The organism is Mediterraneibacter sp. HA8405, from assembly GCF_056148955.1.
Genome location: NZ_CM148758.1, coordinates 245,178 through 260,351 on the forward strand (window position 1 = coordinate 245,178; position 15,174 = coordinate 260,351).

The 15,174-nt window shown below is 44.7% G+C and carries 14 protein-coding genes and 1 pseudogene; 2 read left to right on the forward strand and 13 right to left on the reverse strand.

From position 1 onward, the window contains the following. Nucleotides 1-6: 6 nt before the first annotated feature. Nucleotides 7-1,491 (reverse strand): AAA family ATPase, encoded by a 1,485-nt coding sequence (locus AC0QUU_RS01185; RefSeq protein WP_474544110.1) that lies wholly within the window; start codon nt 1,489-1,491, stop codon nt 7-9. Nucleotides 1,492-1,641: 150 nt separating this feature from the next. Next, entirely contained in the window at nt 1,642-3,231 is a 1,590-nt protein-coding gene (locus AC0QUU_RS01190; protein WP_474544112.1) for an SHIRT domain-containing protein, read from the reverse strand. Between the two features lie 134 nt (nt 3,232-3,365). On the opposite strand from AC0QUU_RS01190, the gene AC0QUU_RS01195 reads away from it, so the two are divergent. Continuing rightward, a complete protein-coding gene (locus tag AC0QUU_RS01195) occupies nt 3,366-3,740 on the forward strand; it encodes a BlaI/MecI/CopY family transcriptional regulator (RefSeq protein ID WP_474544114.1) in 375 nt (124 codons plus the stop codon). A 12-nt stretch (nt 3,741-3,752) separates the two neighbouring features. After that, nucleotides 3,753-5,603, forward strand: a complete 1,851-nt coding sequence (locus tag AC0QUU_RS01200) for a BlaR1 family beta-lactam sensor/signal transducer (protein ID WP_474544116.1) — start codon at nt 3,753-3,755, stop codon at nt 5,601-5,603. 349 nt (nt 5,604-5,952) lie between these two features. Here the strand turns inward: AC0QUU_RS01200 and AC0QUU_RS01205 are convergent, their stop codons facing one another. From AC0QUU_RS01205 to AC0QUU_RS01255, 11 genes and pseudogenes are all read right to left on the reverse strand, one after another. Beyond that, nucleotides 5,953-6,420 (reverse strand): hypothetical protein, encoded by a 468-nt coding sequence (locus AC0QUU_RS01205; protein ID WP_474544118.1) that lies wholly within the window; start codon nt 6,418-6,420, stop codon nt 5,953-5,955. Nucleotides 6,421-6,501: 81 nt separating this feature from the next. Further along, nucleotides 6,502-7,035 (reverse strand): RNA 2'-phosphotransferase, encoded by a 534-nt coding sequence (locus tag AC0QUU_RS01210; RefSeq protein ID WP_474544120.1) that lies wholly within the window; start codon nt 7,033-7,035, stop codon nt 6,502-6,504. Between the two features lie 81 nt (nt 7,036-7,116). Beyond that, nucleotides 7,117-8,349: a DUF6070 family protein gene (locus tag AC0QUU_RS01215; protein ID WP_474544122.1), complete on the reverse strand. Its 1,233-nt coding sequence runs from the start codon at nt 8,347-8,349 to the stop codon at nt 7,117-7,119. 167 nt (nt 8,350-8,516) lie between these two features. Beyond that, nucleotides 8,517-9,218, reverse strand: a complete 702-nt coding sequence (locus AC0QUU_RS01220; protein ID WP_474544124.1) for a metallophosphoesterase — start codon at nt 9,216-9,218, stop codon at nt 8,517-8,519. Between the two features lie 874 nt (nt 9,219-10,092). Next, a pseudogene (locus tag AC0QUU_RS01225) lies at nt 10,093-10,563 on the reverse strand (lysine--tRNA ligase); the annotation flags it as partial. A gap of 167 nt (nt 10,564-10,730) precedes the next feature. Then, the gene (locus AC0QUU_RS01230) at nt 10,731-11,966 is read right to left on the reverse strand and encodes a tyrosine-type recombinase/integrase (protein ID WP_474544126.1); all 1,236 of its coding nucleotides are present in this window, start codon (nt 11,964-11,966) and stop codon (nt 10,731-10,733) included. Between the two features lie 40 nt (nt 11,967-12,006). Continuing rightward, nucleotides 12,007-12,189, reverse strand: a complete 183-nt coding sequence (locus tag AC0QUU_RS01235; protein WP_474544128.1) for a hypothetical protein — start codon at nt 12,187-12,189, stop codon at nt 12,007-12,009. Between the two features lie 82 nt (nt 12,190-12,271). Further along, on the reverse strand, nt 12,272-12,481 hold the full coding sequence (locus AC0QUU_RS01240) for a DUF6462 family protein (RefSeq protein WP_191432932.1): 210 nt from the start codon (nt 12,479-12,481) through the stop codon (nt 12,272-12,274). A 106-nt stretch (nt 12,482-12,587) separates the two neighbouring features. Beyond that, nucleotides 12,588-13,433, reverse strand: coding sequence for a nucleotidyl transferase AbiEii/AbiGii toxin family protein (locus AC0QUU_RS01245; protein WP_474544131.1), 846 nt, complete (start codon nt 13,431-13,433; stop codon nt 12,588-12,590). Continuing rightward, nucleotides 13,430-14,020 carry a type IV toxin-antitoxin system AbiEi family antitoxin domain-containing protein gene (locus AC0QUU_RS01250; RefSeq protein WP_474544133.1) on the reverse strand — a complete coding sequence of 197 codons (591 nt, stop codon included), beginning with the start codon at nt 14,018-14,020 and terminating at the stop codon, nt 13,430-13,432. The genes AC0QUU_RS01245 and AC0QUU_RS01250 overlap by 4 nt, the downstream gene beginning before the upstream one ends. Nucleotides 14,021-14,091: 71 nt before the next feature. After that, nucleotides 14,092-15,141, reverse strand: coding sequence for a hypothetical protein (locus AC0QUU_RS01255; RefSeq protein ID WP_474544135.1), 1,050 nt, complete (start codon nt 15,139-15,141; stop codon nt 14,092-14,094). Nucleotides 15,142-15,174 lie beyond the last annotated feature (33 nt).

Sequence of the window (15,174 nt, forward strand, 5' to 3'; positions counted from 1 at the left end):
TGCCTGTCAGGAAAGAAGTTTCCGCACCATCGCGCCGTCAAATGATACCGACTCTACATGATCCACTTCAATCTGATACAGTGCATTGGCCGCGATATGCTCCGCCGCCTGCTCCAGATCACGGATTCCGCTGGTATCCCGGTGCAGATCGATAACAGCATCCAGCCCGTCGGAAGTCAGAATACATTCATTTTCCTTCATACCGATCCGTTTCAGAACTTTCGGAAGGGCATACCGGGAAAAGATTACCTTCTTTTCCTCTTCCGTGTAATCCGGAATCTCGATTACGGCAAACCTGGACATGAGAGGCGCGCTGATCTGATCCTTATCGTTGGCAGTGGCAATGGGATATACACCCACCGTGGGGATCATGCACTCGATATAATTATCCGTAAATCCCAGATTATCCAGAAGCGTCAGAAGGACATCCGCCGGATTGCCGTTTCCCTTTCCCGATGACGCCTTGTCCAGCTCGTTAATAATAAATACAAGATTGGACTCTCCGGCCACAGAGAACGCGTCCATAATAATTCCCGGCTTTGCGTTGGCATAAATGCGGGAGCTGCCGGTAAGCTGTTCCGGATCGTTGATGGAACTCATATCCAGCGTTGTCCACGGCAGTTTTAAAATACGGGCCACCGCATAGGCGATCTGCGACTTACCCGTGCCCGCGGGCCCGATCAGAAGCAGACCGTAGGCGGGCAGCGTATGAGTACGGTTAATCTGGATAATCGTCTCAATAATCCTCTGCTTCACCTGCTCCATGCCGTAAAGCTCTTCATCCAGAATCCGCCGTGCCTCCTGGGGATCAATAGCTTCGAAATAGTGGCCTTTCCACTGAATATTCATCATAATCGAAAGCGCTCTCTGGGCATGGCGCCGTTCTTCCGCGGACACTTCATGAGAGCGGGCAACCGCCAGATTCCTTCTTGCCCAGAGGCGGATATTATCCGGCAGGGTTCTTCCCGCGCAGGTTATAAAATCCGTAATGCTCTGAATACTGGTCAGCTTCATGCTGTCGCCGGTCTCTTCCTCATCCTCATCCGGGATCTCTTCCGACGGAGCGTCACTGGAGAGAAGCCGCTCAATCATAAACTGCAGAAAACCGTCCTCGGCCGAAAGCTTCACACCGCCTCCGAAGGCAATCTCCCTGATCTTATACACGGCATAGCCGTCCTCCCGCACAGCTCCGGAAAGGCGCACATTGATATGGTTTTCCCCCAGCCATTTCAAAAGACTGACAAACCGGGCGTCAATCCGCAGAATATCTTCGCTGAAATTTTCCTCTCCGTCTTTAAACTCGAAAGCAGTCCGCCGGATGGGATTTGTAAACACACCGTTGGAATGATGTTTCAGACGCCCCGCGCGGTTTCTGAGAATCAGAATCGGATGCGCGGCAGACGTCTCTGACTCATTGGAATAAAAAACTTCATAAGTACACTCCGGTTCTTTCGAATCAACCGGCGAATTATTAAAATCAAAAACTGGCATAGTACACTCCTGTCATTTCATCAGATTTTCCCGGCAGTCGACAAATCAGCATGGGCTGCCGGCCTTTTCATCTTTAAACCTTATCATACAGCCTGTTTTTTTTCAATAATTACACGCCGATCATCACAGACAATATTATCTCTCATCCTCTTAACTGGCCTGCCCGGCGAATGTCTGTTCTGCAGGCATGGTCGCCGCTTTCCGGGCGCATCGCGCAGAAAACCCCTGCCAGTCCGATCCCGGCGTATGCGGAAGTACCGCAATATCCTGCTTTATCAGTGTCTGACTCTGTGCCCATTCACTTTCAAATACCGCGGTATAGGTGGTGCTGCCCATGGCGGTACATGTGGCTTCTGTCGTAACGCGCGCCGTCACGTCCGCGGTTTCTTCTTCCACATGTCTGTCATTCTCCCCGCATACTCTTCTGGCAGTACAGGTTTTTCCATCTTCTGACCATGTATAGGAAGGAATCCCCCATACATGCTGGTGTTCTTCGAAAGACCAGTATCCTGTAACCTGCAGAACACCGTTTCCGGCAGAAAAGGTCCAGCCGGAAAATTTCCAGGTTCCCTCTTTGCCGTCTTTTGTGCCCTGTACGACAGTCTGCCTGGTAAATGTTTTATCTACGGCTGCCTGCGCGGCCTCCAGGCTGTCATATACGTTTGTGTCAGACGGAAGCCGCTGTCCTTCGGGAGCTTCTGTACCCCAGTCATAATTGATCGTATATTGTTCATTTTCTTCTGCGTAGACCCGTATCCTGAGACTGCAGACTTTATAGGAATCGTCTGTTCCTACAGGCAGATCATAGGCCAACGTTACTGTCGCAGCTCCTTCCACCTGAGTAAGAATAATTTCATTTGTCCCTTCGTCATAGCTGACCTGGCAGTCTTCACTGTCACTGGAGCTTACTTCCGCGCCTGCAAAGGAAATCGGCCTTCCGTCCGGTCCGATATACGGATTCTCAAATACCAGCCTTCCATCTTCCGTTTCAGCCGGTTCACTCCGGCTTCCATAATAGTAAGTTTCTACCGCCGGGAAGCTTTGTGTTCCTTCCGCATGACGCAACGAACCGGCCGTCAATTCAGGCAGTTCCCTGATAAAGGAAAAGTCCGTCACATTATTGTCGCCCAGCCCGAGCAGAGTCAGACCGGCAAACCGGCTGATATTGCTCATATCGCTGATATTATTTCCATGAAGGCTCAGCTGCCGCATAGTTTCCGGCAGATCAGCGCAGAACTGCGTACTGGTAATATTATTCATGTTCAGAACAAGCGTTTCAAGGTCCGCAAGCGCTGAGAACATTCCTGTATCTTCATCCGTCACTTCGCAGTATGGCATATAAAGAGTCCTGAGCCCCGTCAGTGAACGGATTGTTTCCTGATAGCCTTTCCTGTTATCCGAGCAGTCAAGCACCTCAAGCGCCGGCTTATCCCCGAATACAGAAAGTGTTTCCAGCCCGGAATTCTGGTTGACAGACAGAGATTCCAGCTTTTCAAGATACCCGATTTCCTCCAGTCCTGCTATATCCCCGTAAACACTCAGGGATGTAAGATTAACCGCATAGCGCAGCCCGTCCAGATCCTCCACATCATCGCCGCTGTCAATAACAAGAGACGTCAGTTCCTCCATATCCTCACTGGTAACAGGAGCAATATCTTCTCTGTCTGTATCCAGTATGCCATTCAGCGCCTGATTAATTATTTTCTGCAGTCCGGCATCCAGTTTATCACTCCCGGCCATACCAGTCGACTTTGTATTTTTCTTTATAGATATCCGGCAATTATACTGATAAAAATCCCTTCTCCGTTTGACAGTTCTTTTCATTCTGCTGTATAATATTTTTATTACAAATGTAAGATTCAGGAGGGACAGTTATGCCGGATTTACCCCAGATATCAGAAGCAGAATTTGAAGTTATGAAAATCATATGGAAATACGCGCCGATCAACACAAATGAGATTACAGAGCGCTTGCTTAAGACTACCGCCTGGAGTCCAAAAACGATCCAGACACTGATCAAGCGGCTCGTAACAAAAGGAGCTCTGACTTACGAAAAACAGGGCCGGGTCTTTGTCTATACTCCCCTGGTCGGGCAGAACGAATATGTAAGCCAGGAAAGCTCTGCCTTTTTAAACCGGTTTTATAACGGCAACATCAGCACCATGCTTTCTTCCTATCTGGAAAACCACCACCTGTCGGAAGAAGAGATCGAGGACCTGCGAGCCATTCTGTCTGAAAACGTGAAATAAGGAGGCACCCCTGTGACAGATTTTATCATCCATTTCCTGATATGCAACCTTTTCATAGGCGTTATTATCATCCTGCTCTTCGGGTTAAAAAGACTGTTCCGGAATACTCTGACAGGCAGGACGCAATACAATCTGTGGTTTCTTCTTCTTGCCCTGCTGGCTGTTCCCTTTCTTCCCGTCTCTTCCAGGCATCCGGCCGCTTTCCTGGCGCGGCTTCCTTTCGACGTCCGTGGGGTCCTCTCCGGCTCCGGAGGCGGAACCGGCACTGCCTCCGGAGCAGCTTCCGCGGATACGGCCGCGGGATGGATGAATGATTTTGCCATTTCCGTCAGCAGCCGCACACCTTCCATACTCGGACTGGTTCTGGCAGGCGTATGGACAGCCGGTATTCTGATTATGATTCTGCTGGTAATCCGCTCGTCCATGCGCCTGCGCAGAATAAAGAAGTCAGCGCTTCCCCTGCAGAACCCGGAAGTACAGACGATTTACGCCGGCTGTCTCAGAGACATGAATCTGACGAAATCTGTCCCTGTATACAGTACTGCCTTTCTGGAATCTCCGGTTATTACAGGATACTTCCGCCCCCGCATCTATCTGCCAATTCATCTGATCTCTGACTGTAAGCCGTCAGAGATACGCTACATCCTGCTCCACGAACTGCAGCACTACCGGCACAGAGATAATCTGGTAAATTATCTGATGATTCTGGCCGGTATCCTTTACTGGTTCAATCCCCTTGTCTGGACCGCGTTCGCGGCAATCCGCGGAGACCGGGAGATTGCCTGCGACGCCTCCGTGCTGCGCATGCTGGACAAAGAAAATTATCGGGATTACGGCTTTACACTGATCAATTTCGCGGAAAAGCTTTCCCATACCGTCTTCCCGTTTTCGGCCGGACTTGGCGGCAGCACGAAGCAGATCAGACGGCGGATTCTGAATATTGCCGCCTATCGGAAACCGTCTGCTCTGAAAATGATGAAAAATATTGCTGTTTATTCCCTCACCGCTGCTCTGCTGGCAGGACTTGCACCTGCATTATTCTCTCACGCTTCGGAAGATGAGCATTATCAATGGAGCGCTTCCGGTCAGAACATTTTCTCCATTGATATGGCGGAATATTTTGACGGTTATGACGGAAGTTTCGTGCTCTATGATCTGAACAATAACCGGTGGAGTATCTATAACGAAGAGCAGGCCTCTGTCCGGGTCTCGCCGGACTCTACTTATAAAATATACGATGCGCTCTTTGCTCTGGAGGAGGGCATTATCTCGCCGGACGCTTCCGGTCTTGCCTGGGACGGTACCCTGTATCCTTTTGAATCGTGGAATCAGGATCAGACACTGGCATCCGCATTATCCGTTTCCGCGAACTGGTATTTTCAGGAGCTGGACAGGCAAATGGGTACAGACGTAATCCGTTCCCGTATCCGGGAAATCGGGTACGGGAACGAAAATATATCCGGCAGCCCTGACTCCTACTGGATGGAATCCGGACTGAAAATTTCACCCATTGAACAGGTGAAGCTTCTGACTGACCTGTACCGCAACACGTTTGATTTTGCCCCGGAAAATATCCGGGCTGTAAAGGACAGCCTGCGGCTGTCCGCCTCTCCCGCCGGAACCCTCTACGGCAAGACCGGAACCGGGCAGGTGGACGGACAAAACGTCAACGGCTGGTTTGTGGGCTTCACAGAGACCGCTGATAACACATATTTTTTCGCAGTGAATATCCATGCCGAAAGCAATGCTTCCGGAAGCAGCGCGGCGGAAATTGCCCTGGATGTGTTGGATGAGACAGATGTCTGGAACAGCAAAATGGAGACAGGGAGAACTGAAAGCTTATATCACGGCAATGTACCCTGATCCGGACAGTTCTCCCGCTCATACCATCTTGAATTATTTTCCATCAGCTCTTCAAGTGTTACCGGATGATCATTGATATCAAATCCGGCGTTCAATGCGCAGGGCAGATTCCACTGGCGTATAATCTATTCATTCATTTCTTCGACATCCGCAAACCTTTCTCCTCGTCGGGACATCTCCAGAATGCGGGCATGTCCGAGATGAAGATCACTTAAATACTTATTCGCCATATTCTTTTCCTCCAATCATTTTATTTACGCCGCAGATTGCAGTTTCAGGATAGACTATGCCGTCAGTATTTCTTTTCTCAATATTATGTATTATTTATTAAATTATATTTTGTCTAATTCTAATAATCCTGCCGGATAGCATAATATGTTTCACCGTTTACTTTATATTTTAATAGAATGGCCCTTTTCCCCAGCTCAAAAACACGTATCCAATATTCGGGAAGATATATTTCACCATTGATTGCCTCCGATTCACATGTGCATCCATAAAAATATCTTTTAATTGTTCTCCATTTCAATTTATCGTCAGGATGGCTTTCCTCAAGAATTGCTACAAATTGCTTCCATTGTTCCGGAAGATAAACATATATCAAACCTCCCAAACCTTTTCCTATAACCAGAGGACCTCTTGCTGTTTTCAGTTCCTCCGCCTCACATTCCGGCAGAACAATGCAACAACTCGATTCTCTTTTACCACTGTTCTTTTCTATATGTTCCAAATGTCTAATTTCTATATATACTTCCTGCACAGGATACTCTTTATCAAGATGAAACCATACCGTATCCCTTAAATCAAAAATATTCATTACACGCTCCCTCCTGCTTTTCCTTTCTTCTATTTTCAATCAATTTATCTCACCCATTTCAATCTTGAAGTTTCATATATGTCACAATTTCCGCAGATACTCTGCCGGCACCATCACTGTAAGCCATACTCCGTTGACCGACCGGTAAAACCGGAATCCTTTCCGATACATTTCCCCGCTTTTCACCTGATAAATCACCGGCCTGCCATGACGCCGTCCCACCTGTTCAGCGGTCTGCTCATCCGCCGACAGATGCACATACATGCGGTTTCCCGGTCTGAGCCCTGTTCTGTCAATCGAAGCCACATATTTCTCCGCAGTTCCATGCCACAGTATTTCCGGAGGCTCCGACGGCTCCAGATCCAGATCAACCGGAATGGAATGTCCCTGATTTGCCCGGATTCTGGTTTTGTCTTCATTGAATGAATACCGCTGTTTCTTATCCGTCCTTACGATTTCCTCCAGGATTTCTCTGTTAAACTTTTTCTTTGCGGCAATTCCTTCGATCAGTTCATCCACATCCGCCCAGCCATGCTCATCCAGAGTAATCCCGATCGTTTCCGGTCTGTGTCTTAAAATCATACTCATATACTTACTGATCTTTTCATAACTCACTGTTCCGTCCCTCCGTATCTTTCCATTATTATATTACAGACAGCAGTTTCAGAATAGACGATACTGTCAGTATTTCTTTTCTCAATTCCATTTTTCCCACTCTTCATCTGTTAACCGGGGCGAGTACCAGCATGATTCAAGACTTTCATCCCATGAAATGACCTGATTCGACACATAGATGAAACCGCCGTTTTCCAGCGGACGGACAACAAGTTCGCTGGTCACCGCGCGGTCGGTCATTTTTTCTTCCCATACTGCTTCGACCCAGAGCCTGACTGTGCCGTCATCCTGTTCCCGGAAGTCAACCACCTCCGCATAGGGTTCGTAGGGTTCTTCCGAATCGTGCAGCCACCGGGGTCTGTACCGGTATGTATCTCTGTCCGGATAATAAATAGTATTTGCCGCGATCTGTTCCCGGGTTATATGAAAATGCTCCTGGATTATTTCTTCAAATTCACCGGCCGGTATTTCATACTCCGCGCCTTCATACGTCTCATACGGCACATATTCTCCGTATTTTAAATAATAGAAAATCTCATACAGATCGTACAGCTCCAGTTCTGAATAATCCTGCTCATTCCAGTCCGTAATCAGCATGTTATTCCTGGTATATCCTATAGGATATACATATTTCCGGCTGAATTCCCTGCATTTCTGATCCAGCGGCTTTACCCGGAACGCAGTCTCTCCCGGAGGGCCGTCAAAGCCCTGTGGATGGTATTCCTCGATAAAGAGATATCCTTTTTCCGTATACTTCCAGGAGCAAGCCTCAAATTCATGATGCCAGCAGACCCGGGGCCGGTTTTCTTCCCATTGGAGTGTACTGACTGTCACATGGATTCCGCCGTTTTCCGCTTCCATATCATACCGGACAAAACCTCCTTTATCCATAACCGCAAAAATCGTGGTCTCTGTATTCTCCCCTTCACCGGCTTTTACACAGAACTCCTCCACCTGCCTGTAATTCGCCATATTTATCTGATTCTCCGCATCAACCGCCGCATATCCCATTCCGCCAAGATACTCTATAATATCCTGCTTCAGATCAGACGAATCCAGCAGCCCCTGCTCTGCAGCCTGCTCATAAATCTCCCGGTATCCTTCTGCCAGATTCTCCGACTCTTCAGCTGTCTCCTGCTGTTCGGAGCCGCCGCTTTCCCTGTTTTCTGTATCTGTTTCTTCATGCCGGTCCGGACTGCAGCCCATACAGACTGCCATAAGAACCAGGATAAGAATTATCCCCCGCCGCACATCTATGATATAACGCTTCCCCGGCCCGACTTTCCGGCGCTGTCTTCCGCCTTTTTCTTTCATATGCATTCTGTCCTTTTCTGAAAATGTAACAGCACTTATTTTTGTATTACATCTGTAAGATTTGTCTGTACACAGATTACAACTGTAAGATCAATATGTCAAGTGCCGGTTCTTCCTCTCTTTGAATTTTCCGGATCCCTTTCTCTTAATCCGTCTGATTCCGCCGCCTACACATAGAATTCTCTGCCGTCATCCAGCCTGAGGCAGGAAAGCCTTCCTCCTGCGTCACGGCGCTCGTTTCCGGTATCGATATCCGTATATCTGCTTCCGTGATATATCCGGGCTGTTCCATGATCCGGCAGAAGAATCACCGGGTAATGTCCTACTATGATCTTCCTGTCAAACCGGACAGATGCCGGGATAAAATGAATATCATCTGAAAACAGATATCTTTCCATATCTGCCGCAGCTGCCTGGTCCACAGACTTCCGGATATCAATCAGGCCTGTCTCCGGATCCTGAACAGCATAATCCACGTTATATCCTGAGTGGGTAAGAAAATACTGTTCTCCCTTTACTGTTATGATTTTATATATCGGAAGCGTCTTCAGATATGCCAGTAATTCCCTTTTCTTCTCTTCCGGAAGGCGGTCCGCCTCGCTGCGGGTCGCGCTGCCTCCGCAGGTATCCCACAGTGAAGCGGTTATTGTGCCCTGAAGATATCTCTCGAAAAGATACTCATGGTTCCCTTTTATCAGACATACATTCTCCATATGGCGGATGAACTCAAGCAGATAAAGATTATCCGATCCTTTATCCACCACATCTCCAAGGATGCAGAGAGAATCAGAGGATGAAAAATTTATCTTTAGCAACATTTTATAAAAGGAGGGATAATCTCCATGGATATCGCTTATAACATAAATCATATGGCATGCCTCTTTTCTTATTCAGGTAGTGTGGGAACTGTGTTGGTTCCGTAAATCTGCAGATGATAAGAATATATAATTCGCTCATCTGTCAGCTTAGAATAATCAATAATATTTTTTAAAACTCTCAGTCTGGCCTCATTGTAACATTGTAGATACGACATAGAAAACTTTGGTAAGATTGAGCGTGGGATTCAGCATATCACAGGTATGCAGCTTCGTGGAATGCAGGACTGTCCCGGCACAAATTATAATGAACTGTTGAAACAGGCACAAACTGCTTTATATTAGAACCAGACAGATATAGATGTTTCTTTTCCAGACGTCCTGCATATGATAGCAGAGAACTGTATTTGCGGGTTAAAAATTTTTTCTTGTTCTGTTAGGGAATATATGCTATATTGTGTATAGAAAAGGGAAGCCAGACAAGCGGCTTACCCCGAACATTAATGCATTAACCTATTTTAGGTCAGCCGTCATTATTCGCAGTAATGGCGGCTACTTTCGTTTATCCTTGAAAATCTCATATATAAGACCAACAAGGGCAACAATGAATATTAAAAGCTGAATTAAGTCAGCATATGTAACATACATTGGCAACGCCCTCCTTTCTTTCGTCTGGAGGGTAAGCCCCTCCGGTAAAAGAGGGTAAGCCGCCCGGCTTTCTGGTTTCCCGTACTGAGAGTATAGCATACCGCTATCACCCTTACAATGACTATTTTTCTGCCAGAATACAAACCTAAAATCAAATTTTAGAGTCAAATAAAACTTTGTTGAACATGTTTTTTAGTTTTCTTAAATTCTACTCATAACGGAAAAGGACACCCTTCTGACCTTCTTTCAGAAAAGTGTCCTCATCATTCATTCCATTATCTTAGTACAGCTTCGCTCCCGCCGGAATCTGATCATCCACCATCAGCAGGTTCAGCCCCTCATGTCCGTCATACTCATAAACCGCGCTGATCAGCATACCGCAGGAATCAATTCCCATCATCTTCCTCGGCGGCAGGTTCGTAATTGCAATGCAGGTCTTTCCAACCAGCTCCTCCGGCTCGTAATACTCATGAATCCCGCTTAAAATCGTGCGGTCTGTACCTGTTCCATCGTCCAGTGTGAACTGCAGCAGTTTCTTTGACTTCGGTACGGCGATGCACTCTTTTACCTTCACCACACGGAAATCCGACTTGCTGAATGTGTCGAAATCAACGAAATCTTCAAACAGCGGCTCAACCTTTACCTTGGAGAGATCCAGTTTTACAGCCGGCGCTTCTTCTGCGGTACCAGAAGCCTGCGCTTCGTTATTCGCAGCGTTCTTTGCCGCTCCCTGTGACTTCATTGTGGGGAAATATTTCAAAATCACTTCGTCATCGCTTATTTCCCACCGTCTGAACTCATTGTAACGTATTTCAGGAAATTATAACCCTATACAATTCTTCATGTTCTTCTTCATTTTGTTGTCAATTTGCTGTAATACCAAAGCAGTGCTGTCAAACTCGAATTCATGAGCCCTTCTTAAAAGATATCTAAATTAGCTGCTAAATTCTCGAATGATTCCTGCTTTTTCTCCTCTGTTGCTTCTGCGTAGATGTCCATCGTGGTTTCTATGTTCTTATGTCCCATGATGGCCTGGATAACTTTCAGGTTCGTTTCATGTTCGCAAAGTCTTGTGCAGAATGTATGTCTCAGATGATGGCAGGAGAAATCGGGAAGAATGATTGGTTTCCTTCTCTCTTTCTTAGCTCTGACCACCTCATCGGCATTATACTGATTTAATATACGCTTGATCGTATGATTGACAGTTTGTGGATTAGGCACACCGCCAAAGCGGTTGCAGAAAATAAATCCTGTCATCCCATCTATCTCTGTCTCATTAAATCCATTTTCTTCCTGCTCTTCATAGAGCATCTCAAAAGCGTCTTTAACGATATCAAGCATAGGGATTGTTCTGATTCCCGCTTCCGTCTTAGGCAGTGATACTCGAAGCATGCATTTTTTACTGTCTCTGGTCTGATAATATACCAAGCTGTGATTAATACTGATCACCCTATTTTCAAAGTCAAGATCCTGCCAGCGTAACCCGAGAGCCTCTCCAATACGGCAGCCGGTTCCAAGTAAAATCGTAAACATTGGCCACCAGTGAAAATAGATCGGATGGTTTACGATATATTCCATAAATACTCTCTGCTGCTGTACTGTTAATGCATGCCGCACACCTCTGTTTTTTCCAGACTCACGGCTGATTTCCTTCATCACTCCATCTGTCGGATTCTTGCGGATGATCTCATCTCTTACTGCCAGCTGAAATGTGGGATGAAGGAGACAATGGATGGAATCCAATGTTCCCAAAGATATCTCTTTCTGATTCAGAAGATAATAGTAAAACTGCAGGACATCGGAATATTTTATTTCCGCAATTCTTTTTCTTCCAAATGTATCCCTTATATAATGGTCATACGTGTACTCATATGCGCTTCTGGTAGATTCCCGAAGATTATATTTTGCCGACATATACCGATCAAACGTATCATTCAGACTTGCCTTCCCAGCGACATATAAGTCAAGACCATCAAGCTGATCTTTCATAAGCTTTGCTTCTTTTTCCCTCAGGGAAGTCAAGTCCATTGCGTATATATATTTGCGTCGTCCAAGCGGATCTCTGTAAGTATACATATAACGCTTATCTGACTGCCTCTGCACCTCTCCTTTTCTTAACGACCTTCCTCGCAGGTCTTTTCTTGTCTTCGCCATGATGCATTCCTCCTCTCATAATGAAAGAAGGACTCTTCTCTTAATCCTGCCTGGAAATAAAAGTTTCCACCCCACGTAAAACAACATCGGTGGTAGTCATTTTGTGTTTTTCGGCGTATGCCAGCAGTTGTGCATATAACTGGTCAGACACACGTATGCTTAGAACTTTCTTTTTTGCATTTGGTAATTTCGGTCTTCCCATTTTAGCCATGGCTACTTTCATACCTCCTATACTGCATATTATACTTTTTGTATGACAGTATGTCAACAGGCAATATCTTATCGGAGTCCTTCTTTGAAGCTGATCAATACTCTCTAAATGTTTCAAGATATTTTTCAAAAATCTCGCAATTAACGAGAGCGACTTTGTCAATCTTGTATACCGCTTTTGCTTCTTTAGCCAGAGCCTGAAATTTTGTCAGTCCCAGACTGTATTTCTCTGCTCCTTCCTGATACCTGACAAATTTCTTCTGATACTTCTTCGTCGCTTCTACATCTTTTCTTGCATATCCCATATAAAAAAGCCCCTTTCTATAGATTAGATAGGGAAAAATATTGTTCCCTTCACTTCTCCATAAGAAAGAGGCTTATTTCACAAGATCTAAAATTTATTTTTTTAATTCATTTTGAAATGTTATTCCTTATGTAGGCGCATACAGCTTTGCAGACCACAGTCCATTTTATATCGCCCACATAGAAATTATCATTCTTATATAGATCCCACAGATTCAATAATCCTTCATCTGCTGATATTTCGTTCACGATTTTTTCTATTTGCTCCGAACCAAATATAGTTTTTCGTTTCATGCAAGTTGCGGTAAATGCTTCTGCCAGCACCTCCTTATCGATACTGACTTTATTTCCGACTACAATCTCATACACATCATAATAATCTCGCATCCGTGTTGTTGTAATTCCCCTCGCCAGAATTGTCTGGATCTTTTCTGCAAGAAGAGTTTCTGGAGTGTAAGTCATCAGTTCGATGCTCCTTTCTTCAAACATGAGACGATAACTGTAACGGATTGCTGAAGGTGTAATGACATCATCAGTAGAGAGATCTATCTTAATCCTCTGTTTCAAACGGTCAAGTCTGGCTTCCAGCACCAGCCGGACTCCCGGATATTCAAAGTCAGCCATGATTTCTGCTGCTTTTACAATCTCAAAGCTGATGCCGTCTTCTACATGGATACGAATAATCTCGTTTACAATTCGTACAGCATCCTCTTCATTGAGGGGCAGTGCCTTGAGCGTCGAATCAATATCCATAGTTGCTCTTGTGTCAATCCCAACTAACGAAGCAACAAGCATACCGCCTTTTAATATGAAATTATTCCGATAAGGGGATATCGAAACTCTTTCCAGAAAGCGCTCCATAATAAAATTACGGATCAGCATTTGTGCGGTCTGATTATCACCATGAGAAATATTTCTCACTTTATCTTTTAACTGTTTTGATGTATGGATCATGCTAGCACCTCCACATATTTCATAACCTCGTCACGTATTCCCAACTTTTCTGCATAGCGAACCAGAACCTGTAACCTTCTGCTTGAGTCTGTCATATATTCTTTCATTGCAGTCTGAAACATCTGCACATCCATCTTTTTCCGATTAATTACCGCATCACAAATGGCCCGTTCCTTATCATAGACTACAATCTGATTCCCGTATACGGATTCAGCCACAGTTTCTCCCAATTCATACAAGTCTTCCTTTAGCGATCTTACCTGAATTTTCTTTTTTCTCAAATGAACTGCATTATACCCCTGAGGAACAGTCACTTCAATTCTGCCGTATTCCCGATCTGTTAGCCCATGGATATAGAGTGCTGTTTCCCCGGAAAAAATAATCTTAGGATTCATTTTCTGCAGCAGATACAGTTCATCCGGCCAGACATCCGGCGCTGCATAAATTCCATGAGCTACTCTTTCATATCCGTTTTCCTTTACAAATTTTGAAAGATAAGTTTTAGAAATCTTATGGCTGAGTACCTCTGCCGTAAATAAATACCCGTTATTCTCATCTGACAATTTCCTTAAAATATCTTTTTTCATAATACCGCCTCATTTACTTTTATGTCGTAATTATATATCATTCCGACATAAAAGTAAACTATCTATGCTATTTAAATTGAGTCAGCATATTGAAGATACTTAGGTCCCCATTCCTCTGCATATTCTCTGGCGGCCACCTCTATCGGATTATTGTAATAACTATCCGGATCAACATCAGCAGATATATAATTATCAATTCCCTGTTTATAAAGTTGCAAATCTTTATAGAGTCTGAGTTCTTTATTATCCTCTATATTTTTATCATTCCAATCGACACTTTGCACAGCCTTATGTACATATGCATGGTGTGTCTCATGAAGGAGCGTGTTCAATACCTCCTCGCGCGGCATATCGAACATTTCTTCTCTAATACTGATAGTATAATACTGATCAGAATAATAGCCCATAAGTGTTTCCGACTTATAAGTCTCAACTTCCAATATTACAGAGTCAATCCCCCAATACAGACATTCTAAAATGATAGTGTCCTGAAAAAGGCTCTTTTTTTCTTGATCTGATAGGTCGGTATAAATATTTTCTTTCCAAAGTCTTAAAGTATCACGATTACTATCCCACGAACGCCCATCATCAGAGGCAACAATTGACCCCACAGTTTGTATATCAACTAAATCCATTCCCGTCAGGCAATAGCCGGACATCCCAATCATAGAAACCATTGTCAAAACCGAAAGCCATTTATTTATTCCTATACTGATTATTCTGAACTTTTTCTTTTGCAAAAAGTTAGTTACTATTTGAAATAATATATAGATACTACATATTATCATAAACAGCATTAGTAACCTCGCGGTTACAAATCCCGAGAAAAACCAGCGCAAACTCATTACAACTGCTATTGGCGTCAACCCAGCAGTTAGCATTCTAAGAAGACTCTTGTTTCTACATCTGTCTGACACAAACCATGCATTCAAACTCCCGACTATTATATATGTATAAAAAAATAATGTACCATTGTGAATTTCATCCAACCAGAAATAATATCCTAATATGTACTTTTTCAACATAATTCCCAACACTAATGTTAATCCTATTACTCCAATCGGAAATATGGCACAACTAAACTCACTTTCTTTAACCAAACAATTTCTTACTCTTCTCATCGGTACTCCCCTCTAATTCAGCCATTCAGGAAT